General features: G+C 75.4%; 21 protein-coding genes. 16 read left to right on the forward strand and 5 right to left on the reverse strand.

What is annotated here, in order from left to right:
• Nucleotides 1-107 precede the first annotated feature (107 nt).
• Nucleotides 108-518 carry a hypothetical protein gene (locus tag ACIA8Q_RS23940; RefSeq protein WP_387904044.1) on the forward strand — a complete coding sequence of 137 codons (411 nt, stop codon included), beginning with the start codon at nucleotides 108-110 and terminating at the stop codon, nucleotides 516-518.
• 138 nt (nucleotides 519-656) lie between these two features.
• Here ACIA8Q_RS23940 and glmS read toward each other — a convergent pair whose 3' ends face one another.
• Complete coding sequence (gene glmS, locus ACIA8Q_RS23945) at nucleotides 657-2483, reverse strand: glutamine--fructose-6-phosphate transaminase (isomerizing) (RefSeq protein WP_360218313.1); 1827 nt, start codon at nucleotides 2481-2483, stop codon at nucleotides 657-659.
• 142 nt (nucleotides 2484-2625) lie between these two features.
• Nucleotides 2626-2901 carry a hypothetical protein gene (locus tag ACIA8Q_RS23950; protein WP_244178662.1) on the reverse strand — a complete coding sequence of 92 codons (276 nt, stop codon included), beginning with the start codon at nucleotides 2899-2901 and terminating at the stop codon, nucleotides 2626-2628.
• Nucleotides 2902-3128: 227 nt separating this feature from the next.
• Here ACIA8Q_RS23950 and asnB point away from each other — a divergent pair, with 227 nt between their 5' ends.
• From asnB to ACIA8Q_RS23970, 4 genes are all read left to right on the forward strand, one after another.
• On the forward strand, nucleotides 3129-4979 hold the full coding sequence (asnB, locus tag ACIA8Q_RS23955) for an asparagine synthase (glutamine-hydrolyzing) (protein ID WP_360218316.1): 1851 nt from the start codon (nucleotides 3129-3131) through the stop codon (nucleotides 4977-4979).
• 229 nt (nucleotides 4980-5208) lie between these two features.
• Nucleotides 5209-6327, forward strand: coding sequence for a hypothetical protein (locus ACIA8Q_RS23960; protein WP_396317649.1), 1119 nt, complete (start codon nucleotides 5209-5211; stop codon nucleotides 6325-6327).
• Nucleotides 6328-6493: 166 nt separating this feature from the next.
• A complete protein-coding gene (locus ACIA8Q_RS23965) occupies nucleotides 6494-8014 on the forward strand; it encodes a pyridoxal phosphate-dependent decarboxylase family protein (protein ID WP_396317650.1) in 1521 nt (506 codons plus the stop codon).
• 76 nt (nucleotides 8015-8090) lie between these two features.
• Entirely contained in the window at nucleotides 8091-8600 is a 510-nt protein-coding gene (locus tag ACIA8Q_RS23970; protein WP_360218325.1) for a hypothetical protein, read from the forward strand.
• 21 nt (nucleotides 8601-8621) lie between these two features.
• On the opposite strand, the gene ACIA8Q_RS23975 is transcribed toward ACIA8Q_RS23970, so the two are convergent.
• Nucleotides 8622-9371: a DUF2306 domain-containing protein gene (locus ACIA8Q_RS23975; RefSeq protein WP_396317651.1), complete on the reverse strand. Its 750-nt coding sequence runs from the start codon at nucleotides 9369-9371 to the stop codon at nucleotides 8622-8624.
• 432 nt (nucleotides 9372-9803) lie between these two features.
• Between ACIA8Q_RS23975 and ACIA8Q_RS23980 the strand changes: the two genes are divergently transcribed.
• The 6 genes from ACIA8Q_RS23980 to ACIA8Q_RS24005 all read left to right on the forward strand — a co-directional run bounded on the left by ACIA8Q_RS23980 (nucleotide 9804) and on the right by ACIA8Q_RS24005 (nucleotide 15473).
• Nucleotides 9804-10343, forward strand: coding sequence for a hypothetical protein (locus ACIA8Q_RS23980; protein ID WP_396317652.1), 540 nt, complete (start codon nucleotides 9804-9806; stop codon nucleotides 10341-10343).
• A 79-nt stretch (nucleotides 10344-10422) separates the two neighbouring features.
• Nucleotides 10423-11232: a class F sortase gene (locus tag ACIA8Q_RS23985; RefSeq protein WP_396317653.1), complete on the forward strand. Its 810-nt coding sequence runs from the start codon at nucleotides 10423-10425 to the stop codon at nucleotides 11230-11232.
• 236 nt (nucleotides 11233-11468) lie between these two features.
• The gene (locus tag ACIA8Q_RS23990) at nucleotides 11469-12377 is read left to right on the forward strand and encodes a hypothetical protein (protein WP_396317654.1); all 909 of its coding nucleotides are present in this window, start codon (nucleotides 11469-11471) and stop codon (nucleotides 12375-12377) included.
• Nucleotides 12374-13210 (forward strand): response regulator transcription factor, encoded by an 837-nt coding sequence (locus tag ACIA8Q_RS23995; RefSeq protein ID WP_360218340.1) that lies wholly within the window; start codon nucleotides 12374-12376, stop codon nucleotides 13208-13210. Before ACIA8Q_RS23990 ends, ACIA8Q_RS23995 begins: the two co-directional genes overlap by 4 nt.
• Entirely contained in the window at nucleotides 13207-14460 is a 1254-nt protein-coding gene (locus ACIA8Q_RS24000; RefSeq protein ID WP_396317655.1) for a sensor histidine kinase, read from the forward strand. The genes ACIA8Q_RS23995 and ACIA8Q_RS24000 overlap by 4 nt, the downstream gene beginning before the upstream one ends.
• A 134-nt stretch (nucleotides 14461-14594) precedes the next feature.
• Nucleotides 14595-15473, forward strand: coding sequence for an aminoglycoside phosphotransferase family protein (locus tag ACIA8Q_RS24005; RefSeq protein WP_396317656.1), 879 nt, complete (start codon nucleotides 14595-14597; stop codon nucleotides 15471-15473).
• A 97-nt stretch (nucleotides 15474-15570) separates the two neighbouring features.
• Here the strand turns inward: ACIA8Q_RS24005 and ACIA8Q_RS24010 are convergent, their stop codons facing one another.
• A complete protein-coding gene (locus ACIA8Q_RS24010) occupies nucleotides 15571-15816 on the reverse strand; it encodes a hypothetical protein (RefSeq protein WP_360218349.1) in 246 nt (81 codons plus the stop codon).
• Nucleotides 15817-15999: 183 nt separating this feature from the next.
• Nucleotides 16000-19914, reverse strand: a complete 3915-nt coding sequence (locus ACIA8Q_RS24015) for an amino acid adenylation domain-containing protein (protein ID WP_396317657.1) — start codon at nucleotides 19912-19914, stop codon at nucleotides 16000-16002.
• Nucleotides 19915-20362: 448 nt separating this feature from the next.
• Between ACIA8Q_RS24015 and ACIA8Q_RS24020 the strand changes: the two genes are divergently transcribed.
• The 5 genes from ACIA8Q_RS24020 to ACIA8Q_RS24040 all read left to right on the forward strand — a co-directional run bounded on the left by ACIA8Q_RS24020 (nucleotide 20363) and on the right by ACIA8Q_RS24040 (nucleotide 25887).
• Nucleotides 20363-21097 carry a GNAT family N-acetyltransferase gene (locus tag ACIA8Q_RS24020; protein ID WP_396317658.1) on the forward strand — a complete coding sequence of 245 codons (735 nt, stop codon included), beginning with the start codon at nucleotides 20363-20365 and terminating at the stop codon, nucleotides 21095-21097.
• Nucleotides 21098-21348: 251 nt separating this feature from the next.
• Nucleotides 21349-22611: a MurT ligase domain-containing protein gene (locus ACIA8Q_RS24025; protein WP_387904011.1), complete on the forward strand. Its 1263-nt coding sequence runs from the start codon at nucleotides 21349-21351 to the stop codon at nucleotides 22609-22611.
• A 46-nt stretch (nucleotides 22612-22657) separates the two neighbouring features.
• Nucleotides 22658-23386: a glutamine amidotransferase gene (locus ACIA8Q_RS24030; protein ID WP_360218358.1), complete on the forward strand. Its 729-nt coding sequence runs from the start codon at nucleotides 22658-22660 to the stop codon at nucleotides 23384-23386.
• A 352-nt stretch (nucleotides 23387-23738) separates the two neighbouring features.
• The gene (locus tag ACIA8Q_RS24035; RefSeq protein WP_360218361.1) at nucleotides 23739-24764 is read left to right on the forward strand and encodes a 6-phosphofructokinase; all 1026 of its coding nucleotides are present in this window, start codon (nucleotides 23739-23741) and stop codon (nucleotides 24762-24764) included.
• A 127-nt stretch (nucleotides 24765-24891) separates the two neighbouring features.
• The gene (locus ACIA8Q_RS24040; protein ID WP_360218364.1) at nucleotides 24892-25887 is read left to right on the forward strand and encodes a 2-hydroxyacid dehydrogenase; all 996 of its coding nucleotides are present in this window, start codon (nucleotides 24892-24894) and stop codon (nucleotides 25885-25887) included.
• Nucleotides 25888-25903: the final 16 nt, after the last annotated feature.

Here is a 25903-nt window from a genome sequence, read left to right on the forward strand (position 1 = left end):
CCCGTCGGCCGGTTGACCACCGGCCGACGGGCAGTCCGTGGCATGCTCCAGGCGGGGGCCCGATCGTCGTCACGAGGAGTCCGAGAGGAATTGGGGGGAACCGTCCGATGCGTACCGCGTTAGCAGCCCTGCTGGGTCTGGCCGGAGCGGCGGGGCTGGTGCTCAGCTCTTTCCAGCCCTGGTACGGGAAGAGCGATCCGAGGTCGGTGCCGGTGGCCGACCTGTTCCGGGGGATGTCCCCCACGCGCACCACCTCGACCGCGATGTCGATGTTCCTGCTCCTGGCCCTCGCCGCCGGGATCGCGGTGGTCGCCCTGCTGGTGCGGTCCCGGCCCGGGCTGCTGCTGGCCTGCGTGGTCGGGGTGGTCACCGGTGTGCTGTGGGTGTACCAGAAGGGCCGCGAGCTGTCGCCGGTCTCGCTGGACGTCACCGACCTGGACAACGGCTTCTGGAACGCCTGCGGAGGCGCCCTGGCGATCCTGCTCGCGGTGGCCCTGCTGCCGCCCAAGCGGGTCTGAGGGCGGGCGCCGGGCCGCGCCCGGCCCGTAGCTCCCGGGGCCCGGCCGTCCGTGCGACAGCCGGGCCCCGGGAGCGCCGGGGCGGACGGGACCGGCAGGCCCGGCCCGGTCGACCCGGGCCGGGCCGGTCCGGAACGACTACTCGACGGTCACGCTCTTCGCCAGGTTGCGCGGCTTGTCGACGTCGCGGCCCAGCGCCACCGCGGCGTGGTACGCGAGCAGCTGGAGCGGGATGTTCAGGAGCAGCGGGTCGAGTTCGGGCTCGCTCTTGGGGACCAGGATGCAGTGGTCGGCGAGCTTCTCCTCGGGCCTGCGGTGGGCGACGGCGATGACCCGGCCGGAGCGGGCCTTGATCTCGCCGAGGGTGGTGAGGTTCTTGTCGAGCAGCTCGTCGTCCGGGACGAGGGCGACGGTGGGCAGCTCGGGGCTGATCAGCGCCAGCGGGCCGTGCTTCAGCTCGCTCGCCGGGTACGCCTCGGCGTGCACGTAGGAGATCTCCTTGAGCTTCTGCGCGCCCTCCCGGGCGACCGGGTAGCCGCGGACGCGCCCGATGAACATCATGCCGGTGGACCCGGCGTACTCGGCGGCGAGCTCGGCGATCTTCCCGCTCTGGTCGAGCACCTCGCGGATCTGGTCGGGCAGCGCGTTCAGGGCGGAGACGATCCGCCGGCCGTCGGCGGGCGAGAGGTCGTGGATGCGTCCGAAGTGCAGCGCGAGCAGCGCGAAGGCGACCACGGTGGAGGTGAAGGCCTTGGTGGAGGCGACCGAGATCTCCGGCCCGGCGTGCAGGTAGATGCCGCCGTCGCACTCGCGGGCGATGGCGCTGCCCACGGTGTTGACGACGCCGAGGACCCGGCCGCCCTTGCGCTTGACCTCCTGGACGGCGGCCAGCGTGTCGTAGGTCTCCCCGGACTGGCTGACCGCGATGTAGAGGGTGTCCGCCTCGATCACCGGGTTGCGGTAGCGGAACTCGGAGGCGGGCTCGCTGTGCGCGGGGATCCTGGCGAGCTCCTCGATCAGCTGGGCGCCCATCTCGCCGGCGTAGTAGGCGGATCCGCAGCCGAGGATCTTGACCCGGCGGATCTCGCGCAGCTCGCGGGCGTCCAGGTTGAGGCCGCCCAGGTGGGCGGTGGCGAAGCGCTCGTCGAGGCGGCCGCTGAGGGTGCGCTCGACGGAGCCGGGCTGCTCGTGGATCTCCTTGAGCAGGAAGTGCTCGTACCCGCCGGTGTCGTAGGAGTCGATCTCCCAGTCCACGGTGGAGGGCTGGCGGTGCGTGGTGCGGGCGTCGGAGGTGAAGGTGCGGAAGCCGTCGGCGCGGACGGTGGCCAGCTCGCCGTCCTCCAGGTGGACGACCTGGCGGGTGTAGCGGACGAGCGCGGAGACGTCGGAGGCGGCGAACATCTCCTTCTCGCCGATGCCCAGCACGATCGGGCTGCCGTTACGGGCGACCACGATCCGGTCCGGCTGCTCGGCGTCGAGGACGGCGATGCCGTAGGTGCCGACCACCCGGCCGAGGGCGGCGCGGACGGCGTCCTCCAGCTCGACGCCCTCGGTGACGTGCGCGGCGATCAGGTGCGAGAGCACCTCGGTGTCGGTCTCGGAGCGGAAGACCGCGCCGTCCGCGGCGAGCTTGGCGCGCAGCTCGTCGGCGTTCTCGATGATGCCGTTGTGGACGACGGCGATCCGCTCGGCGTTGTCCAGGTGGGGGTGGGCGTTGGCGTCGCTCGGCACGCCGTGGGTGGCCCAGCGGGTGTGGCCGATGCCGGTGCCGCCCTTGAACCGGGCGGGGACGGCGGCGGCGAGGTCGGCGACCCGGCCCTTGACCTTGCGGACCTTCAGGCCGCCGGTGCGCCCGGTGACGGCGACGCCGGCCGAGTCGTAGCCGCGGTACTCCAGGCGGGCCAGGCCCTCCAGCAGGAAGGGGGTCGCGTCCTTGGGGCCGATGTAGGCCACGATTCCGCACATGCGTGGGCTCCTCTTCTGAAGGCGGGAAGGCACTTGGCGATACAGCAATACGGCGATACGTCGATACGGCGGTGGAGCGGTAGGCGGTGAAGCAGCGGGGCGGCGCGGCCGGGGCGCCTGGGCGCCCGCTCGGCGACGGCGCTCAGCCGTAGACGATCCGGCGCAGCTGGCGGGCCGAGAGCTCCGGTGCCGCGACGCGGCGGGCGGGCAGCTCCTCGGCGAGCCGGGCGAAGATCCGTTCGTTGGTCAGTCCGCGTGCCTGGAGCTCGCCGTGGCGGCGGCGGACGTACTCCTCGGTGGTCTCGGAGAAGTAGGCCAGCACCTCGGCCACGATCCGCGCCGCCTCCCGGGGCCCGAGCGGGCTGGTCCGGGTGAGGTGGGCGAGGAGGTCCTCGTGAGGGTGGGGTGAGCTCGACACGAGTGAGGAGCCTAGGCCGCGCCGGTCGGGGAGGACAAAGATCCTGCCCGAATTCGGGCAGACATTACGACTTTCAGCTCAAGAGATCAGCCGATCGGCCCCCAGCGGGCACCCTCGCCCCTCCCCTCCCCTCCCTGCCGCACCTTTCCGTCGCACCCTTGTAGCCGCACCTGGCCGTCACGTAGCGTGACACCCTGAGTACGCAGCGGAAGACCGGAGGCTTGCTGATGTGCGGGATCACCGGATGGGTCGCGTTCGACCGCGACCTCACCGCCGAACGGGACGTCCTCGACGCGATGACGGCCACCCAGCTCTGCCGCGGCCCGGACGCCGGCGCCGTCCGCCTCGAACGGCACGCCGCGCTCGGCCACCGCCGCCTCGCGGTCATCGACCCCGGGGGCGGCACCCAGCCGATGGCCGTCGAACGGGACGGCCGGCTGCTGGCCGCGCTCACCTACAACGGCGAGGTCTACAACCACCGCGAGCTGCGCGCGGAACTGGCGGCGGCCGGGCACCGCTTCCGCACCCGCAGCGACACCGAGGTGGTGCTGCACGCCTACCTCGAGTGGGGCGAGGGCCTGGCCGAGCGGCTGAACGGCATGTTCGCCCTCGCCGTCTGGGACGCCCGCACCGAGGAGCTGCTGCTGGTCCGCGACCGGATGGGCGTCAAGCCGCTGCACTACCACGCCACCGCCGACGGCGTGGTCTTCGGCTCCGAGGTCAAGGCCCTGCTCGCCCACCCCGCCGTCCGCCCGGTCGTCGACCTGGACGGGCTGCGCGAACTCCTCGCCCTCACCCGCACCCCCGGCCTCACCCCCTACCGGGGGATCGCCGAGGTCCCGCCCGGGCACCTGCTGCGGGTGGGCCGCGCGGGCGTCACGACCCGCCGCTACTGGGCGCTCGAGGCACGCGAGCACGCCCACGGCCTGGAGGCCACCGTCACCACCGTCCGGGCCCTGCTGGAGGACGTCGTCCACCGTCAGCTCGACTCCGACGTCCCGCTCTGCTCCCTCCTCTCCGGCGGCCTGGACTCCAGCGCCGTCACCGCGCTCGCCGCCCGGGAGCTGCGGGCCGCGGGCGCCGGCCCGCTGCGCTCCTTCTCGGTCGACTTCGCCGGACAGGGCGCGGACTTCCACGCCGACGAGACCCGCACGACGCCGGACGGCCCCTACGCCCGGCTGCTCGCCCGGCACGTCGGCGCCGACCACCGGGTGATCGAGCTGGCGCCCGCCGAGCTCACCGACCTCGCCCAGCGCTCCGCCGTGCTGCGCGCCCGCGACCTGCCCGGCGGCGTCGGGGACATGGACGTCTCGCTGCTGCTGCTGTTCCGCGGCGTGCGCCGGCACTCGACCGTCGCGCTGTCCGGCGAGTCCGCGGACGAGCTGTTCGGCGGCTACCGCTGGTTCCACGACCCGCGGGCGATCGCCGCCGAGGACTTCCCCTGGGCCTCCGCGGTCAACGCCATCGGCGGCCCGGGCGCCGGCCCCCGCGAGCAGCTACTCGACGCCGACCTGCTCCGCAAGCTCGACCTGCCGGGCTACCGCCGCGCCCGCTACCGCGAGGCGATCGCCGAGGTGCCCCACCTGCCGGCGGCCGACCCTCGGGAACGCCGGATGCGGGAGATCTCGTACCTCAACCTCACCCGCTTCCTCCGCATCCTGCTGGACCGCAAGGACCGGATGAGCATGGCCAACGGACTGGAGGTGCGGGTCCCGTTCTGCGACCACCGGCTGGTCCAGTACGTCTTCAACACGCCGTGGGCGATGAAGCACTTCGACGGCCGGGAGAAGAGCCTGCTGCGCGCCGCCGTCCGGGACCTGCTGCCGCCCGAGATCGCCGACCGGGCCAAGAGCCCCTACCCCGTCACCACCGACCCGCACTACCCGGCGCTGCTGCGCTCCGAACTGGCCCGGCTCGCCGCCGCGCGCACCTCCCCCGTGCTCGGCCTGCTGGACCGCAGGCGGCTGGCGGACGCGTTCGCCCCGGACACCGACCCGCAGTCCGTCCGGCTCGCCGTCGACCTGGCGCTCGACCTGGACGCCTGGCTGACGCAGTACCGGGTGACGCTGGACCTCTGAGGCCCGTCCGCCCGCCGGAGCCGCCCCCGCGCACGGGCCGGCGGCGCCGGCGGCCCAGCGGCTGCACCGTCCGGGTGATCATCGGGAACCATCCCGCCGCACCCGGGCGTCGGACCGTGCGATAGCGTCGCCGACACCTCCCGAATGGCGGGCGAAAACGCGGATTCCCGCCACCGTGCCGTCAGGATGGGAGCGAACCGTCCACCTCGATCCGCCGGGGGATCCCGTCATGCAGCCGCGAGTATTCGCGATTCTCACCGCCCTGCTCCTGGGCGTCCTGGGCCTCGGGTCGGTGGCCGTCACCGACTGGACGCCCGCGACGGCCACCGCGGCGACGGCCCAGGCCGCCCCCGGCACCACCCCCGGCACCGCGCCGCCGGCCGGCACCCCGGCCGCGAGCGCCACCCCGACCGGCGACCCGGCCGTGTGGACCCGCTCGACGCTGCGCAACAAGCTGATGGCCGAGATGGACGCCACCGACCCCGGCGTCGCGCTGGCCGACCTCGACAAGATCACCAAGGAGAAGCCGTACACGGTGCGCTTCTGCCACCCGATCGCGCACGAGCTCGGCCACGCGGCGGTCAAGCGCTTCAACGCCGACTTCCAGAAGGTCATCTCCTTCCCGCACGAGACCTGCGCGGCCGGCTACCTGCACGGCGCCGTCGAGGAGATGCTCAACGCCTCCGCCCAGCCCGAGGTGGACCTGCTCAAGCTCTGCGCGCCGAAGAACACCGGCCCGTGCATCCACGGCGTCGGCCACGGCACCATGTTCGTCGCCAAGCAGGACGTCGCCAAGGCGCGCGACCTGTGCAACAAGTTCCCCACCGACCAGAACCGGATCCGCTGCTCCGAGGGCCTGTTCATGCAGCTCTTCGGCCCGGACGAGGAGGACGAGAAGGCCAAGGCGAACCTGCCCGCCGACAAGCTCGCCCAGGACCCGCTGTACCCCTGCAAGGACCAGCCGTCCCTGTTCCAGTCCGCGTGCTTCTTCTACGCCCCGACCTTCTACCTCTCCTCGCACGACTACCCGAACCACCCCGAGGTCTACGCCGACGCCCTCAAGTGGTGCCTCAACGGCAAGGCCAGCGGCGGGGCGGTGGACTGCAGCCGCGGCGTCGGCTCGCGCACCATGAAGTACAACCTGGACCGCGAGGACTGGGCCGCCCAGCAGTGCGCGACCGCCGCCGACGGCTGGCAGCGCAAGGCCTGCGCCGAGGGCCTGGTCAGCTACTACACGGTCAACTACACGGACGGCGGCGCGGCCGGCCGGCTCTGCTCCAAGATCACCAACAAGGAGATGCAGGGCTACTGCCGCTCCGCGAGCGGTCTCTCCGCCTCCCTGGACTGACCGGCCCCCAGGGCGACCGGCTCCGTCCACCCGCTCGCACGCCCCCGTCCCACCGCGTCCCACCCACCGGGCCCGCGCCACACGGCGCGGGCCCGTTCCGTAGGATCGGCCGCTCAGGGTGCGCCGAGGACGCCGCGCCTCCCCCCACCCCTGGAGAGCCGCCGCCATGACCACCGAGGACCCCCGCGCCGGGCTCCGGCCCGGGTCCGGCCCCGAGCCCCGCACCGAGCCCCGCACCGAGCCCCGCGCCGAGTCCGGCAGCGCCGCCCACGCCGAGTTCCGCGGCGCCGCCCACGCCGCCGCCGACCTGGTCTCCGACTACCTCGCCGGACTGCCCGCCCGCCCGGTCTGGCAGCCGATGGACGACGCCGCCCGCACCGCCCTGCTGGACGCGCCGCTGCCCGCCGACGGCCGCCCGCTCGCCGAGCTCCTCGCCGCCATCGACCGGGACGTCCTCCCCCACCCGATGGGCAACGGCAACCCGCGCTTCTTCGGCTGGGTCAACTCCGCCCCCGCCCCCGCCGGAGTACTCGCCACCCTCGCCGCCGCCGCCATGAACCCCAGCTCGGCCGGCGGCGACCACGCCGACGTCCACCTGGAACGCGCCGTGGTCCGCTGGATCGCCGAACTGGCCGGCTTCCCGCACCCGCCGGGCGGCGGACTGCTCACCTCCGGCACCTCGATGGCGACCATCGTCTGCCTCGCCGCCGCCCGCAACCGGGCCGCCCGCCGCGCCGGGTGGGACGTCCGCGAGGACGGCCTGGCCGGCCTGCCGCCACTGGTCGGCTACGTCACCGGCGAGACCCACTCCTGCGTCCGCAAGGCCGCCGAACTCCTCGGCCTCGGCAGCCGGCACCTGCGCACCGTCCCCACCGGCCCGGACGGCCTCCTCGACCCGGCCGAGCTGCGCGCCGCCGTCGACCGCGACCGGGCCGCCGGACTGCTCCCCTTCCTGGTCGTCGCCTCGGCGGGCACCGTGGGCACCGGTGCCGTCGACGCGTTCGGCCCGCTCGCCGACCTCTGCGCCGAGCAGCAGCTCTGGCTGCACGTCGACGGCGCCTACGGGGCCTTCGGGCGGCTCGACCCCGCGATCGCCCATCGCTACGCCGGCCTCGAACGCGCCGACTCCCTCGCCCTCGACCCGCACAAGTGGCTGGGCGTCCCGGTCGACTGCGGCTGCGCCCTGGTCCGCGACCCCGAGGAGCTGCGCGCCACCTTCAGCCTCGTCCCCTCCTACCTGCGCGACGAGGCCGCCGGCGCGCTCGGCTGGTTCTCCGAGTACGGCACCGAGCAGACCCGCCCGTTCCGCGCCCTCAAGGTCTGGGCCACCATCGCCCACAAGGGCCGCAGCGGCCTCGCCCGCGACATCGCCCGCTGCACCTCGCTGGCCCGCCGGCTCGGCGAACTGGTCGAGGCCGACGGGCAGTCGGAGCTGCTGGCCGAGGTGCAGACCTCCATCGTGGCCTTCCGGCACCGCCCGGCCGGCCTGGGCGAGGAAGCGCTCGACGCGCTGAACCGCGAGCTCCCGGCCGCCGTCCAGCGGCGCGGCCGGGTGTTCGTCACCGGGGCGCGGCTGGACGGGCGGGAGGTGCTCCGCGCCTGCCTGCTCAACGCCGACACCACCGAGGCCGACCTGCACCTGCTGCTCGCCGAGGTCGCCGCCGCGGCCGCGGACCTCCGACCGTAACGCGCGCCCGGAGACCGTAACCGCCGGGTCACGGGGGGTGCGCGGTCGGGAAACACCCGTTGGGCACCGTGGTGCCATGGAGCACACGGAGCACCAGACGACCCGGCCCGCACCCGACCTCCCCCGCGCCCCGCAGCGCGGCGCCCGCACCCACCGCTGGCGCCGCGACACCGTCGAGCTCGCGGCCGTCTTCGTCTCGGTCACCGCGGCCGACCTGGTCGCCAAGATCGTCGTCAGCGGCCCCGACGGCCCGGTGGTCCTCGCCACCTCCGCCCTCGCCCTGCTCGGCACCGCCCTCTTCCACGCCTGGTGGTCCCACCGGCACCACCTCCACGGCCCCCCGCCGCCGACCGCCCTGTGGCGGGTGCGCACCACCGGACGCAGCACCCCCACCGACCTCGCCCGCGTCCACACCGCCCTGGCCGGGCGGCAGGTCACGCTGCTCTCCCTGCAGCCCCACCCGCTCCCCCACACCACCGTCGACGAGCTCTACCTCCGCGCCCCGCACACCCTCACCCCCGCCGACCTCACCAGCCTCCTGGCCACCGGTCAGCCGCTCCTGGACACGCCGACCCGCATCGGCTGAGCACCCCGGCGCCCTCCCGGATCAGCGCGGGGACGGCGCCGGCACGAGGCGGTAGGCGGGCAGGCCCCGGCGGCGGACCAGGAACTCGGCGACCACCAGGTTGGGCAGCCAGCACAGGAACGGCAGCGCCGCGTAGGCGTTGTCGAAGGCCCGGTCGCCGTCGAGGTCACCGCCGGCGGTGAGCAGCTGGAGCACGATCAGCACGCCCAGCCACACCCGCAGGGTGACGGCGGCGTAGGTGAGGGCGAAGCTGCGGATCATCCAGGCCCGGTGGCCCGCCAGGTCGCCCGCGCGGACGGCCCGGTAGCCGCGCCAGGTGGTCCAGGCCCAGAGCAGCGCGAGGGTGCCGAACCCGAAGAAGCCGTCGAAGGCGATCGAGCTGACGAAGGACATCACGAACGCGGCCGCCGCCCCGACGCCCACCCCCAGCACGTACACCCGGCCGGTCCACCGGTGCACCCGCGGTGCTCTTCGGCGCAGCGCGGCGGAGAACTGGAACGGGCCGACCAGCAGGGCCAGCGAGGCCGTCACGACGTGGACGTAGAAGACGACCTGCACGGCGTACGGGCGGTCGGCGTAGGCGGCGGACACCCCGCCGTCCGACGCGGAGATCGGCAGACTGGCCTGGGCGTAGCTCGCCAGGACCGCACCGACGATGGCGAGCGACGTCAGCAGGACGACGACCCAGCGGACCCGCCCGCCGCGTCCGGTCCGTGCGGTGCCGGTCGGTTCGGTGCCGGTCGGCCCGGCCCCGGCGATGGTGCTGGTCATCCGGTGACCCGCTCTCTGCTCGGTGGGAGGCGTTCGGGCGGCCGGGCGCGACGGCACGCGCCCGGCCGCACCGGAGGCGCGGACCCGCCCGCGCCCCGCCAGTCTGGCCGGGCTCGGCCGCCCACCCCATGGAGCAAGCAAGCCCCCACCCCGGTAGGGGGGTTACCCCCATGGCTGGCCCGTAGCCCGGGGTACCGCCGCCGTCGCGGTCCGCGAGGTGGCGAGGCGTCACCGAACACCCCGTCACGGGTGGTTGACACCTGCTCCGGCCGCGGGAGGGGACCGGCCGTGACGGTCCGGAAGGTTCGTTACGCAGCCGATGGGCGGCTGTGACACGACCGGCCGGGGACCGCGACACGGGCCTCCTACCGTCACTGACGACGCGCCGGCCAGCAGGGCCGGACGGCGTTCGTGACGAAGGAGAGACCCCGTATGAGCAGGAGCCGTACCGACCGTTCGCCCGTCCGCCGCGTGCTGGCGGTCTGCGCCCTCACCGGAGGCGCGCTGCTGACCGCCGTGACCGGCGGCCAGGCCTGGGCCGACGGGTCCGGGGCCGCCCCCGCACCGGCCGCCAAGGCCGCCACCGCCCAGGAGGCCGGCTCGGGCACCGGGGCCGCCCCCGCACCGGCCGCCAAGCCCGCCGCCGTCCAGGACGCCAAGCCCTCGGCCGGGTCCGGCGCCGTGCCGACCGCGACGCCCAGCCCCCTGCCGCCCCGCGCGGCCCAGCCCTCCGCCGCCCCGGCGGTCGTCGGCCGGGAGAGCGCCACCCCCTCGCCCGCGCCGAAGCCCGCCGAGGGCGGCGGCCAGCCCCAGGTCAAGGACGTGCCCAAGGGTGCCGCCCAGGCCGGTGACGGGTCCACCGCCACCGACCACAGCGGTCTCGCGCTGGCGGGCGGCGGAGCCGTCGCAGCGGTCGGCGCCGGGGCCCTGGGCTTCGCCGTCCTGCGCCGCCGCTCCGGTGCGCGCGGCTGACACCGGCCCCGACCCCGCCGGGCACCCCGGTGCCGCCGCCCCGCCCCTGACCGGGTGGGGCGGCGGCGCCGGGGCCCCGGTGGCGGACGGGCGATCCGAGAGCACGCCCGGCACCGGCCGGGCCTCCCGCCGCGGGCTCCCGCGCACCGGCGCCCACCGCCGGGCCCGTCCCGGTGCGCCCGGACCGGGCCCGCTGCGCCGGACGGCCTTCGGCGCCGCCGGCCTGGCCTGTCTGGTGCTCGGCACCGCACTGGCGGTGTCCGGCCGGAGCACCCCGGTGGTCCGGGTCGAGCCCTCGGTGCACGGCCGTGCGGACGGCCCGGCCACCGGGACCGCCCCCTCCGGCGGCCCGGTCGCGGGCACCGGGGCGACGGGCGGCAGCGCGGCGGATACCGGGGCGACCACTCCGCCTCCCGCGCCGAAGCCGTTCGCGGCCTCGGTGCCGACCCGCCTGCTGATCCCCTCCGCCGGGGTGGACGCCCCGGTGACGGGCCTGGGCCTGAACCCGGACGGGACGGTCGAGGTGCCCGCCGCCGACCGGGCCGGGGAGGTCGGCTGGTACCGCAACGGCCCGACGCCCGGGGAGACCGGCCCCGCCGTCCTCATCGGGCACTACGACACGGCGCACGGCCCCGCGGTCTTCCAGCGGGTGCCGAAGCTGCGGCCCGGCGACCTGATCCAGGTCCGGCGGGCCGACGGCGGCACCGTCGGGTTCCGGGTCCGCGAGCTGCTGCAGGCCGCCAAGGACCGCTTCCCGACCGAGACGGTCTACGGCGACACGCCCGCCCCCGCGCTCCGGCTGATCACCTGCGGCGGGCGGATCGGCACGGACGGCCACTGGACGGACAACATCATCGTCCTGGCCGACCTCGCCACCGAGGCCGGCTGACCCCGGGCCGCCCCGGGCCGCCCCCGGACCGGGCCCGACCGCCCGCAGCACGGCGGACCGGAGCCGAGCGGACCGGAGCAGGGCGGACCGGACCGCCACCGGCCGGCGCGTGACCGGGCCCGCCCACCGCGGCCGCCCCGGCGGGAACCGCCGACCGCCGTCCGCACGACCTACCACCGGGACCGGCCGGGGACGAACCGGCGCATCGCCGCAGACCAGGAGGACGGACACCGACCGTGGCAGCAGCAACCCCACCCCGCCGCCGGCGCGTCGCCGTACCGGCGGCGGCCCTGGCCGCCCTGGCCGTCCTCGTGGCGCTCGCGGTCCTGGCCGCCGGCCGGGTCACCCCCGGCGGGCTGCACGACGACGGCGCGGCCGCCCCGGTGACACCACCGCCGCGGCCGCAGCCGCTCTGGCCCGACCTGGCGGCCTCCCCGCCCCCGATCGCCCCCGCCGACGGCGCCGACCCCGCCACCCAGGCGCCGCCGCAGCCCGTCCCCGACGTGACCGTCCCGGGGCGCGACATCACCGCCGTCGACGTCCGCGCCGTCCTCGCCAAGGACCCCGCACTGGGGCCGGAGGAGCGCCACGCCCTCGACTCCTGCCCCGGCTGCGAGGTCCGCGCACCCGAGTTCCGCGACCTCACCGGGGACGGCCGACCCGAGCTCGTCGCCGCCGTGGCCACCACCGGGCCGGTCGTGCTGCACGTCTACACCCTCGCCGACGACCGCCTGCTGCCCGTGCTGCGGGCCGAGCTGGTGCGCGGGTTCAGCGCCGCGACGGTCGGATCCGACCTGTGGCTGTACGAGCCGACCACCGTGTTCCTGCGGACCAGCAGCCACTACGGCTGGAACGGAACCCGCCTCGCCCTGCTGGAACGGAAGATCGAGGGCATCGGCCCCGTCCCCGAGCCCACCACCGACGGCGGGAACGGCACCGGCCGGCCGGCCGCCGGCTCCGGCGCCGAGCCCGCGCCCGCGCCCGCGCCCGCCGTCACCCCCAGCTCCGGCCGCGGGCAGGCGCCGTCGCGGCCCAAGTCCACCGCCCCCGACGTCGCTCCCCCCACCGCCACACCGTCCCCGCTGGCGGGCGCCGCCCCCGCGACCGCCCGCCCGGCCCCCGTTCCCTCGGAAGCGAAGCGATGAACCCCGCAGCCGCCCCCGCCCACCCGCACATCCTGCTCGTCGAGGACGACGAGGTGATCCGGGAGGCCACCCGGATGGCCCTGGAGCGCTACGGCTTCCCGGTCACCACGGCCGCGGACGGCCTGGAGGGCCTGGAGGCCTTCCACGCCGTCCACCCCGACCTGCTCCTGCTGGACGTCATGCTGCCGCTCCTCGACGGGGTCGGGCTCTGCCGCCGGATCCGCGAGGAGAGCCAGCTGCCGATCCTGATGATGTCGGCCCGCACCGACCCGGTCGACGTGGTCTCCGGTCTGGAGGCCGGCGCGGACGACTACGTCGTCAAGCCCTTCGAGAGCGCCGTGCTGGTCGCCCGGATCCGCACCGTGCTCCGCCGGGTCCGGGTGGTGCCCGCCGCCGACACGCCTCCGCCCGCGGCGCAGGACGGACCGGCCGGACCGGCTGCGGTGCCCGTCGCGATCACACCGGTTGCACCGGTCGAGACGGCCGCACCGCCGGCCCCCGGCGGCACCCCGCAGGTCGCGCCGCCGGTCGCACCCCCGTCCGCCGTGCGCAGCTTCGACGGCATGCAGGTGGACACCGACAGCATGGAGGTCCGGGTCGACGGCCGGCTCGTCCCGCTCACCCCGACCGAACTGCGGCTGCTGCTGGAGTTCACCGCCGCGCCCGGCATCGTGCTGGAGCGCTCCACCCTGCTGGAACGCGTCTGGGACTACGACTGGGGCGCCGACACCCGGGTCGTCGACGTCCACGTGCAGCGGCTGCGCGCCAAGATCGGCGCGGGCCGGATCGAGACCGTCCGCGGGTTCGGCTACAAGTTCCGGCGCCCGGCATGACCCTGCGCCGCCAGATCGCCACCGCCGTCGCCGCCATCTCCGTGCTGGTCGCGGTGGCCGTCGGCCTGCTCGTCCACCAGGCGATGATCCGCCAGCACGTCGACCAGGCCCGCGCCTCCGCGCTCACCTCCCTCGACGCGGCGCTGGACGCCTACCGGCGCGGCGATCCCCCCAGCCGGGCCACCGTGGACGACCCGGCGCTGCCCGCCCCGCTGCGCGCGCTCGCCGCGGGCGGACGGCAGGGATCGCTGCTCGCCCGGGGCGCGCAGGGCGAGTCGATGTGGGCCGCCCGTCCGGTCCAGGGCGGGGTGATCTCGGCCCGGGTCGACTTCACCCAGGACCGGCAGGCCATCGCCGACCTCGACCGGATCATCCTGCTCGCCGTCATCGCCTCGGTCTTCACCACCGTCCTCGCCGGCGTGCTGGTCGCCGACCGGATCAGCCGTCGGCTGCGCACCGCGGCCACGGCCGCCCGGGGCATCGCCGCGGGCGGGACGGACACCCGGATCGGCGAGCTCGTCGACGGCCGGGACGAGGTCGCCGAGCTCGCCGCCGCCGTCGACCTGATGTCCCGCACGCTGCACCGCCGGCTGGCGGACGAACAGCGCTTCACCGCGGACGTCGCCCACGAGCTGCGCACCCCGCTCACCGGGCTGGTCACCGCGGCCGAGCTGCTGCCGCCCGGCCGGCCCACCCAGCTCGTCCGGAACCGGGTGCAGGCCCTGCGCGGCCTGGTCGAGGACCTGCTGGAGGTCTCCCGGCTGGACGCCGACGCCGAACTCCCCGACCTGGCACCCGTGCCGCTGGAACGGGCGGTGCGCCGGACGGTCGGCCTGACCGGCCTGGAGGTGGACGTCGAGGTGAGCGCCGACGCGGGCGCGGACGGCCGGGTCCGCACCGACCTGCGCCGCCTGGACCGCATCCTCGGCAACCTCCTGCTGAACGCCGACCGCCACGGCGCCGGGCCGATCCGGCTGCGGGTCGACGGTCACCGCATCACCGTCCGCGACCACGGCCCCGGCTACCCCGACGACCTGCTCGCCCACGGCCCCCAGCGCTTCCGCACCAACGCCCCGGAACGCGGCCGCGGCCACGGCCTCGGCCTCACCATCGCCACCGGGCACGCGCGGGTCATCGGCGCCGACCTGACGTTCGCCAACCACCCGGCCGGCGGCGCCGTCGCCACCCTCGTCCTGCCGCCCGACCCGGCCCCGCCCGGCCCGGACCCCGCCCCCGACCCGCAGCCGTGACGCACCCCGGCTCCGGTCCCCCGGCTCCGGCCGCCGGCACCACCGCCCCACCGCCCGCGGCCTGATCGCCCCTCAGCACGCCCCCGGGGAAATCCCGTCGACGCCGGGGCCGTCCTGCTGCTGGGATGGTCCGCATGACGACGATCGACGAGGGCCTGGTACGGGGCCTGCTGGCCGGGCAGTTCCCGCAGTGGGCGGGGCTGCCGCTGCGGCGGGTGGAGCCGGGCGGGTCGGACCACGTGATCTTCCGCCTGGGCGCGGAGCTGGCCGTCCGCCTGCCGCGCGGCGACTGGGCCGCCGGGCAGGCGGCCAAGGAGTACGCGTGGCTGCCGCGGCTGGCGCCGCACCTGCCGCTGGCGGTGCCGACGCCGGTGGCGGTCGGTGTCCCGGCCGCGGGGTACCGGTGGCACTGGTCGGTGGCCCGCTGGCTGGACGGCGAGACCCCGGCGGAGGGCTCGCTGACGGACCCGCACGAGGCGGCGCGCGGGCTGGCGTCGTTCCTGGCGGAGCTCCAGCGGCAGGCGCCGGACTCCTCGCTCGCGCCCGGCGAGCACAACGGCTTCCTCGGCTCACCGCTCACCACCCGGGACGCCGACACCCGCGCCGACATCGCCGCCGTCCGGGGCGACTTCGACGCCGGGGCGCTGACCGCCCTCTGGGAGGCCGCCGTCCGGGCGCCGGGGTGGGACCGACCGCCGGTCTGGTTCCACGGGGACCTGCACACCGGCAACCTGCTGGCCCGGCACGGGCGGCTGTCCGCGGTGATCGACTTCGGCGGGCTCGGGGTCGGCGACCCGGCCTGCGACCTGGTGATCGCCTGGACGCTGCTGACCGCCGACACCCGGCGGACCTTCCGCGCCGCCCTGGGCGTGGACGACGCCACCTGGCTGCGCGGGCGCGGCTGGGCGATCACCACCGGCCTGAACGCCCACGCCACGTACGCGGCGACCAACCCCCGGGTGGCCGCCGCCACCCGCCGTCAGATCACCGAGGCCCTCGCCGATCCGTTCTAGGGCCGGGCCCGCGGGTCGGACGGGGCCCGATCCGTTCCGGGCCCGTCCGGCGTCGCGGGCCCGGCCCGATCCGCCGGACGGGCCCGGAGGCGGGCGCTCAGCCCTTGGCGTCGGGCTGCACCACGCAGACCGCGTTGCCGAGCATCGACCCGAACCCGCCAAGCAGCGCCCCGGTGACGGCCTTGCAGGCGGCGGCCTCCTCGGGGGTCTTCGGCCCGTTGTTGGTGTTGTCGGCGGCGGTGGCCGACTGGGCCAGGGCGAGCGGCGCGGCGAGCAGCAGTGCGCAGCACGCGGCGCCCAGGACGGACTTCTTCAGACGGGACGGGAGGCGGGACGCGGACATGGGGATCCCCTTCGGAGGAGGTGGGTTTCGGCGGTGAGCCGAGCCATCCCTACCCGAAGGGGATCCCCCGTTCACGGATCCTGCGCCATCCGTGAGCGTGTCCGGACGCCGGCGTCGCGGGCGCGGGCCCGGTCGACGGGCCCAGTCGGCGGGCCCGGTCGGCGGTCAGCGGCCCGAGCCGGGTCAGCGCTGCGGCAGCGCCCGGACCGCGGCGGCCAGTTCGGCCACGCCGTGCTCCTTGAGGACGCCGTAGTGGTCGGCCGCCAGGTCGACCACGGTGGGCGGGGCCGCGGAGTAGCCGGTGCTGCCCTCGATGAAGGAGTAGTCGTCGCCGGCGGCCTTGAAGACCGTCACCGGGACGTCCAGCCGGCGCTCCGCGAGTTCGCGGAAGCTGTAGTCGAACTCGTAGGTCTCGCCGACGATCCGGACGATCCGGCGGATCACCTCCTCGTCCAGGGTGGACAGCAGCCGGTGGACGAAGGCGACGAAGCCGTCCTCGTCGGCGGCCTCGGCCAGGCACCGCTCCAGCTCGGGGCCGCTGACCCGGCCGGTGAACACCCCGAACAGGATGCTCACGTAGGCGGGGTTGGCGTAGGAGGCCTCGCGGCCCCACCGGCGGCCGTCGGCCTTGCGGACCTCCGGGTTGCCGGGGCAGATCAGCAGCAGGTCGGCGACCCGCTGCCCGGCCCGTTCGAGCTGCCAGGCGGCCTCGAAGGCGACCCGGGCACCGAAGGAGAAGCCCCACAGCGTGTACGGGCCCTCGGGCTGCACGCGGCGCAGTTCGGCGATGTCGGCGGCGGCCGTCTCCCGGACGGTCGGGTACGGCGTCTCGCCCACGTTGATGCCGTGCGCCTGGACGCCGTAGAACGGTCGGCCGTCGGCCGCCTCGCGGCCGAGCAGGCGCAGGTTCATCGGGTAGCCGCCGAGGCCGGGCCAGCAGAACACCGGCCTGGCCGCCCGGTCGTCGCCGGGGTCGAGCCGGATCAGACGGGAGGAGGCGGGGCCGGTGGCGCCGCCGGCCGCGCCGGCCCGTTCGATGCGGGCGGCCAGGTCGGCCAGCCGGGGGCTCTCGAACAGCACCTGGAGCGGCAGCGAGGTGCCGAACTCGCGGTTGATCCGGTTGACCAGGGCGACGGCGATCAGCGAGTTGCCGCCGGCGGCGAAGAACTCGTCGGCCGCCGAGACGTCCTGGTGGCCCAGCGCCCGGCCCCAGGCCTCGGCGAGCCACCGTTCGTGCCGGGTGGCGGGGGCGACGTACTCGCCGCGGACCTCGGCGGTGCGGACGGCGTCGGAGGCGGCGAGGGCCCGCTGGTCGACCTTGCCGTTCGCGGTGAGCGGCAGGGCGTCGACGACCAGGACCCGGTTGGGCAGCATGTAGTCGGGCAGCAGGGCGGCCAGTTCGTCCTTGACGATCTCGGCCGGGCCCTTCATGTGGACGGTGTCCTCGTGCATGCCCTCGCTGCGGATCTGCTCCTCGCTGACCTTGCCGCCGAGGAAGAAGTACGAGGCGCCGGCGTCGAGGCCGGCCGCGGCGAGGAGCGCGTCGAAGCGCCGGGCGGCGGGCAGCGGGTGGCCGCTCCTGGAGCTGTAGCCGGAGGACATCAGGCCGAGGCCCAGGCCGTTGCGCTGGAGGTGGTGGAGCTTGCTGCCGAGGGCGACGTACTCCAGCCACGGCTGCCCGGCGCGGCTGACGGCCGTGATGCCGAACGCGGCGCGGGCGTGGACGGCCTGGTTGATCGCGATGACGTGCCGGGCTTCCACGATCCCGTCGGCCACGCGCTCCAGCGCGCCGCCGGCGTACCGGTAGAGGCCGGCCGGCAGGCCCTCGACCCGGTCCCGGTGGGCCTGGACGTACAGCTCGGTGCACTCGGGGCGGGCCCGCCCGGTGTTGCGGTCGACCGCGAAGGCGCCCAGGTAGTGGTCCTCCTCGGCGACGTCCAGCCGGTCCTTGGCGGCCGGGTCGAGGCCGAGCGGGCGGACGTCCAGCCCGTACTCGGGCAGCACCTCCTCCAGGACGCCCAACATGTGGCCGGTCTCGAACTCCAGCACCTCCCGGATGTTGTCCCGGTAGACGGGGGCGATGGCGCCGGTCTTCCCGGAGAAGTGCAGCGTCAGGTAGGTCCGTTCGCGCTCCGGGGCGGGGCCGATCCGGATCAGGGCGTGCTCGACCGGGTGGTAGTAGTACAGCCCGGCCGCGAGGCCGTCCAGCCCGCCGGTCTCCAGGTACAGCTGGGTCGCGTACAGGGCGCCGGGCGAGGCGTAGGAGTACTTGGGCAGCAGCCGCTCCGCGCTGTGGAACTGGCCGAACCACCGCAGCACGCGGCCGAGTTCGGGGTGGCTGAGCAGCTCCAGGTCCCGGCCGAAGGGGGCGGTCGGGCGGGGGGCGAGCAGCGCGGTGAGGTCGCTCCGGGTAACGGCCCCGCCGTCGTAGAAGCGGTAGGTCTTGCGGGCGAAGGCCGCCCGGCGCTGCGCCTCGGACTCGCGCCGGCCGGGCAGTTCGACGCGCTCGCGGCCGGCCGTCCGGGCGGGCTCGCGCAGTCCCGGGTCGGACAGCTGGGCCCGGACCTGCAGCCGGCTGGCCTTGGACCGGTGGTGGCCGCCGTGGTTGCCCTGGTCCATCAGGGCGGCCTCGCGGGGGTCGAGTTCGACGCAGGCGACCAGGCTCCGGTGCCCGCCGCGGTCGTCGCCGGTGACGACGGCGGCCGCGCGGCGGACCCAGGTGTGCTCCTCGATCGCGCGGGCGATCTCGTCCAGCTCGACCCGGTGGCCGCGCAGTTTGACCTGGTTGTCGGTGCGCCCGGCGAACTGGATGGTGCCGTCGGGGTTCCAGTGCGCGAGGTCGCCGGTGCGGTAGAGCCGCTCGGTGGGCACGAAGGGGGACGGGACGAAGCGCTCCGCCGTCAGGTCGGGGCGGTTCAGGTAGCCGCGGGCCAGCTGGACGCCGCCGATGTACAGCTCTCCGACGGCACCGACGCCGACCGGGGCCCGGGCCTCGTCGAGGATGTAGCACTGGGTGTTGTCGACCGGCCGCCCGATCGGTACGGATCCGGCCCCGTCGTCGTCGAGCTCCGCCGGGTCGACGGGGTGCGCGGTGGCGTTGATGGTGCACTCGGTCGGCCCGTACAGGTTGACCAGGGCGGCCCCCGGCAGGGCCCGGGCGAGGTTGCGGGCGAGCCGCCGGGAGAGCGCCTCGCCGCCGGAGAAGATCCTCGTCAGGCCGGTGCAGTCGGTGAATCCCTCGGTGTCGAGCAGCGCCTGCAGCAGCGTGGGCACGCACTGCAGCGCGGTCACCCCGCGCCGGCGGACGGCGGCGACCAGGGCCTCCGGGTCGCGGTGGATCCCGGGGGCGCCGGTGACGACGCGGGCGCCGACGGCCGGGGCGAGGATCTCCCACTGCGCGGCGTCGAAGCTCATCGGCGTCTTCTGCAGCACGGTGACCTCCGGGTCGAGGTGGCCGGCGCCGCGCATCCAGCGCAGCTGGGAGACCACCGAGCGGTGCTCGATCAGGACGCCCTTGGGCCGGCCGGTGCTGCCGGAGGTGTAGATCACGTAGGCGAGCGCCCCCGGCCCGGGGCCGTCGTCGGCCGGGGCCCGGTCGGGCGGGGCCGGGTGGGCCGGAGCGTCCTCGGCGGTGGTGACGGCGGTGCCCGCCGGGGCCAGCGCGGCCAGCCGCTCCCGCAGGTGCGGCTGGGTGAGGACGACCCGGGTGCCGCTGTCCTCCAGCATGTAGCGCAGCCGCTCCTCGGGGTACTCGGGGGCCAGCGGCAGGTAGCCGGCCCCGGCGTACAGGACGCCCCAGGCGCCGGCCACCAGCTCCACCGAGGGCTCGACGAACAGGCCGACGCAGTCGTCCGGGCCGGCGCCGAGCCCGCACAGGTGCGTGGCGAGCCGGCGGGCTTCCTGCGCCAGCTCCCGGAAGGTGAGGCTCCGCCCCTCGGCGATCACGGCCGGGGACTCGGGCCGGGTGTGGGCCTGCCGGTCGAGCAGGCCGGTGAGGGCGACGCCGACCGGGGCCCGGCGGGCGTGCGGGACGACGGGGACGGCGCCGGTGGTCGCGGTGGCGACGGCGGGGGTGGGGACGGACGGGGTGTTTCGCATGGGAGGGCCTTCGGTGCGGGGACGAACGAGGGGTCCGGGCTCCGCTCTCGGGGGAGCGCCGGGCATGTCCTCCACGGTCGGCCGCCCGCCGTCCCGGCCGCCTGAGGCAGCGGTCCGGTCCTGCGCCCGGGCCCGTCCCGCCCCCGGCGGCGCACCCGTCCCGAAAGGCCCGGACCGAACCAGCGCCGGAAGCAGGACCCGGACCGGGACCAGCACCGGAAGCAGGACCGGGAGCAGGGCCGGCGCCGGAAGCAGGACCCGGACCGGGACCAGCGCCGGAAGCAGGACCGGGAGCAGGGCCGGCGCCGGGAGCAGGACCGGGCAGGGATCCGGCATGGACCGGACAGGAGCCGGACAGGGCCCGTCACCGCCCGGTCGTCGCAGCGGGCATTCGTGCGTTCACGATCACGTAACCGGCCGGAAGCGCGACATCGGTAGCGTCGGCGGCATGACGGCATCACGCACTCGCCCCGAACGGATCTGGCCCCGGCCCTTCCGCAGGTCCGACCGCAGGTGCGCGGCGCCCGACGGCCGGGCCGCCCGCCTGCCCGCGCTCACCGGGGGGCCGTTCCGGGTGGCCCGCTCGCACCCGTCGACGGAGCAGCCGGCGCCCCGGCACCCGTCTCCCGCCCTCCCCCGCCCGGCGGCCGACCAGGCCGTGGAGGCCCCGTCCCGACTCGTCCTGGCCGACGGCACCGAGCTGCTGCTGCGCCCGGCCGGGCCGGCCGACCAGCCCGCGGCGCTGGCGATGCACGGCCGCTGCTCCCCCGCCTCGCTGCGGCTGCGCTACCACGGGCCGGTGCGCGACGCCGGCCGCTACCTGGAGCACCTGCTGGACGGCCGGCACGGCCGGAGCCTGGCCGTGACGACCTCCGACGGGCGGATCGTCGCGCTCGGGCACCTGATGTGGGACGACGGCGAGGCCGAGCTGGCGGTGCTGGTCGAGGACGCCTGGCAGCGCCGCGGGCTGGGGCTCGCGCTGCTGCGGCGGCTGTCCGCGGCGGCCCGCTCGGCCGGGGTGGGGACGGTGTACGCGGTGACGCACGCCGGCAACACCGGGCTGATCACCGCGATGCGCCGACTGCCCGCGCCGCTGGCCTTCCACTCCGAGGACGGGACCCTGGTGATCACGGCCACGCTGACCGCGGAGGAACCGGGCGCCCGCAGCCGTCCGGCCTGCTGATCATTTCTTCACGACATCCTTACCCGGGGAACCGGGCGGGCCCCGCGAGGCGTCCCCGGCGGCGAGGGGCCCTCCGTACACCGCCCTCCTTGACGGCCCGTCAGCGCCCCGCGGGGGCCCGTCGCAGCAGGCGGCACGGGGTCCGGATCGTCGAGCCGGGCGGCGGAGTCGGTAGGCTGGCCCCGTCCCCGCCGCCCGACGGCCCGTTATCCGGCCCCGGGCGGTGCCGCAGCAAGGAGGAATCACTGAGCATGGCAGGCACCGAATCGGAGCCCACAGGCGCACGCGACGCCTCGCTGCCGGCCCGCGCCAAGATCGCGGTCACGGCCGGCCGGGTCGCCGCCGCCGTGTCCCGCAAGGCCGGACGCGGAAGCGGCTCGGTGATCGGCGGCAAGGTCGCCCTCAGGCTCGACCCCGACCTGCTCGGCACCCTCGCCGACCACCTGGACGTCGTCCTGGTCAGCGCCACCAACGGCAAGACCACCACCACCCGCCTGATCGCCGAGGCGCTGCGCGCCGCCGGCCCGGTGGTCTCCAACGCCCTGGGCGCCAACATGCCGGCCGGCATCACCTCCGCCCTGGCCGGCGGCTCGGAGGCCCGGTTCGGCGTCATCGAGGTCGACGAGAAGTACCTGGCGACGGTCGCCCGCGACACCCGCCCCAAGGCGATCGCCCTGCTCAACCTCTCCCGCGACCAGCTCGACCGCGCCGCCGAGACCCGCATGATGGCGGAGAAGTGGCGCGAGGGCCTGCAGAACACCGAGGCCGTGGTCATCGCCAACGCCGACGACCCGCTGGTGACCTGGGCCGCCTCCTCCTGCAAGAAGGTGGTCTGGGTGGCCGCCGGACAGGCCTGGAAGGAGGACGCCTGGTCCTGCCCCGCCTGCGGCGGTGTGATGCAGCGCCCCGGCGACGACTGGTTCTGCCAGGAGTGCGGCTTCCGGCGCCCCAACCCGCACTGGGCGCTCCAGGGCACCCACGTGATCGACCCGCAGCGCGGCGCCTGGCCGATCCAGCTCCAGCTGCCCGGCCGGGCCAACCTGGCCAACGCCACCAGCTCGGCCGCCGTCGCCGCCGTGTTCGGCGTCTCCCCGCAGGTCGCGCTGGAGCGGATGCGCTCGGTGACCGCGGTGGCCGGCCGCTACGACGTCGTCCAGTACCAGGGCCGGGACATCAGGCTGCTGCTGGCCAAGAACCCGGCCGGCTGGCTGGAGACCTTCTCGCTGATCGACGGCCCGCCGACCCCGGTGATCCTCTCCGTCAACGCGCTCGACGCCGACGGCACCGACACCTCCTGGCTCTGGGACGTCGACTACGAGCGCCTCGCCGGGCACCCGGTGTTCGTGATGGGGCAGCGCAAGCTGGACCTGGCCGTCCGCCTGGAGGTCGCCGGGCTGCAGTTCCACGTGGTGGACACGCTGGAGCAGGCCGTCCGGATGGCCCCGCCCGGCCGGATCGAGGCCATCGCCAACTACACCGCCTTCCAGCAGCTGCGGAAGGTCGTGGCCGGCTGATGCCGTGCCCGCAGCCCCATCTGATCGTGACGGAAGGCCTTCGAGGATGAGTGAGAGCAGCCTGCGCGTGGTCTGGGTCTACCCGGACCTGCTCAGCACCTACGGCGACCGCGGCAACGCCCTGGTCGTGGAGCGCCGGGCCCGCCAGCGCCATCTCAACGTGACCCGCATCGACGTCCGCTCCGACCAGGCGGTCCCCACCAGCGGCGACATCTACCTGATCGGCGGCGGCGAGGACCGGCCGCAGCGACTGGCCGCCGAGCGGCTGCGCGCCGACAGCGGCCTGGTGCGGGCCGCCGAGAACGGCGCGATCATCTTCGGCGTCTGCGCCGGGTTCCAGATCATCGGCCACGAGTTCATCAACGACCTCGGCGAGCGCGAGCCCGGTCTCGGACTGCTCGACGTCTGGACCGCGCGCGGCGAGGGCGAGCGCTGCGTCGGCGACGTGCTCGCCGACGTCGACCCGCGGCTCGGTCTGCCGCAGCTGACCGGCTTCGAGAACCACCAGGGCATCACCCACCTCGGCCAGGGCGTGCAGCCCTTCGCCACCGTCAGCGTCGGCCGGGGCAACGGCACCGGCGACGGCACCGAGGGCGCCTGGCGGGACACCGTCTTCGGCACCTACCTGCACGGCCCGGTGCTGGCCCGCAACCCCGCGGTCGCGGACATGCTGATCAAGCTGGCGCTGGACGTCAACGCCCTGCCGCCGGCCGACACCACCTGGTACGACGCGCTGCGCGCCGAGCGCATCGCCGCCACGACGCGCCCCGCGTAGTACGTCCGCCCGTCCCGGCCGGGTGCCCGCGATGCGGTCACCCGGTCCGCGGACGGCCCCGGACGTACCACAATGGGGCTGCCTACTGCACACCCTCCTCGGCAGCAGGCTGCATTTCCGCGCGGGGGCGCCGACGGCGCCGCTCCCGCGTCGGCTCCTGCCCGGCCGGACGCAGGCGCCGTATGCTCGACTCCGCGGCCGGTTTCGGATGTTCTGTCCGGATCGGCCGGTCCTTCACCCCACGGCAACCTCCCCGCCACCGCGGCGTGGGGGCGCCCCGCTACGGTGTCGGCTCGTCGTCCCAGCCTGTAGTCCGGCCGTTCCTCGGTTCTGCTCGGGAGTTGCAAAGCTAATGCGTATCGGAGTGCTGACCAGCGGCGGTGACTGCCCCGGCCTGAACGCGGTGATCCGTTCCGTGGTGCACCGGGGGGTGGTCGACCACGGCGACGAGATCATCGGGTTCGAGGACGGGTGGCGCGGGTTCCTGGAGGGCCACCACCGCCCCCTGACCCTGGACTCGGTGAGCGGCATCCTCGCCCAGGGCGGCACCATCCTCGGTTCCTCCCGGGTGCAGCCCAGCCACCTGCGGGACGGCGTGGAGAGGGCCAAGAAGTACTGCTCGGACCTCGGCCTGGACGCCGTCATCCCGATCGGCGGCGAGGGCACCCTGAAGGCCGCCAAGCTGATGAGCGACGCGGGCCTGCCGATCGTCGGCGTGCCGAAGACCATCGACAACGACATCGCCGCCACCGACGTGACCTTCGGTTTCGACACCGCCGTCTCGGTCGCCACCGAGGCCCTGGACCGGCTCAAGACCACCGCGGAGTCCCACCAGCGGGTCATGGTCGTCGAGGTCATGGGCCGGCACACCGGCTGGATCGCGCTCAACGCGGGCATGGCCGCCGGTGCGCACGCCATCGTCGTCCCGGAGCGCCCGTTCCACATCGACGCGCTGACCGCCGTCGTCCGCGAGCGCTTCGACCGGCAGAAGAAGTTCGCCATCGTGGTCTGCGCCGAGGGCGCCAAGCCCGAACCCGGCACCATGCACTGGGAGGAGGGCAGCAAGGACATCTACGGCCACGAGCGGTTCACCGGCATCGCCACGCAGCTCTCCCGCGAGCTGGAGCACCGCCTCGGCAAGGAGGCCCGCCCGGTGATCCTCGGCCACACCCAGCGCGGCGGCACCCCGACCGCCTACGACCGGGTGCTCGCCACCCGCTTCGGCTGGCACGCCGTCGAGGCCGTCCACAAGGGCGCCTTCGGGCACATCACCGCGCTGCAGGGCACCAACATCAACCTGGTGCCGCTGGCCGAGGCCGTCGCCGAGCTGAAGACCGTCCCGCAGGAGCGCTACCTGGAGGCGGAGACGGTCCTCTGACCGCTCCGCACCGGACGCACGGAGGCCCCCGCACCGCTGCGGGGGCCTCCGTGCGTCCGGCAGGCCTCCCGGGCGGTTCCCCCACTAACGTGACCGGTGGACCGGACCACTCGTGGAGGGACAGCCGATGGACATCCTCGCGTACGGCGTGCAGGCCGACGAACAGCCCCTGCTGGAACGGGCCTTCGGCGGCCGCCACGCACTGCGCTGCCTGACGGTCTTCCTCGACCGCGACACCGCCCCGCTCGCCGCCGGCCACCCGGCCGTCAGCAGCAGCGTCAACGCCGTCCTGGACGCCGAGACCCTCGCCGTCCTGGCCGCCGGCGGCACCAGGCTGATCGCCCAGCGCTCCACCGGCTTCAACAACATCGACCTGGACGCCGCCGCCGACCTCGGCCTCACCGTCGCCCGGGTCTCCCACTACAGCCCGTACGCGGTCGCCGAACACGCGTGGGCCCTCGCGCTGGCCGTCAACCGCCGCCTCACCCGCGCCGCCACCCGCACCCGCGAGTTCGACTTCCGCCTCGACGGCCTGCTCGGCCGCGACGTCCACGGCATGACGGTCGGGGTGATCGGCACCGGCAAGATCGGCGAGTGCTTCACCCGGATCGCGGCCGGGTTCGGCACCGAGCTGCTCGGCTGGGACATCGTGCAGAACCCGGCCTGCCTCGACCTCGGCATGACGTACACCGAGCTGCCCGAACTCCTGGCCCGCGCCGACCTGGTGAGCCTGCACGTGCCGCTGGTGCCCGCCACCCACCACCTGATCGACGCGACCGCACTGGCCCGGATGAAGGACGACGCCATCCTCGTCAACTCCAGCCGCGGCGGCCTCCTCGACAGCGCCGCCCTCGTCGAAACCCTGCGTGCCGGACGCCTCTCGGGCGTCGGCCTGGACGTCTACGAGGAGGAGACCGGCGTCTTCTTCACCGACCGATCCGTCCAGGGCGTCACGGACGACGTGCTGGCGCGGCTGGTCACCTTCCCCCAGGTCGTGGTCACCTCCCACCAGGCCTACTTCACCAGCACCGCGGTGGGCCAGATCATCGACGCCACCGCCCGCAACGTCGACGACTTCGCCGCCGGCCGACGCAACGAGAACACCCTCGTCCCGAAGGTCTGACCCGACGGGAAGCCCC

This window comes from Kitasatospora sp. NPDC051705, assembly GCF_044453265.1.
Taxonomy (GTDB): domain Bacteria; phylum Actinomycetota; class Actinomycetes; order Streptomycetales; family Streptomycetaceae; genus Kitasatospora.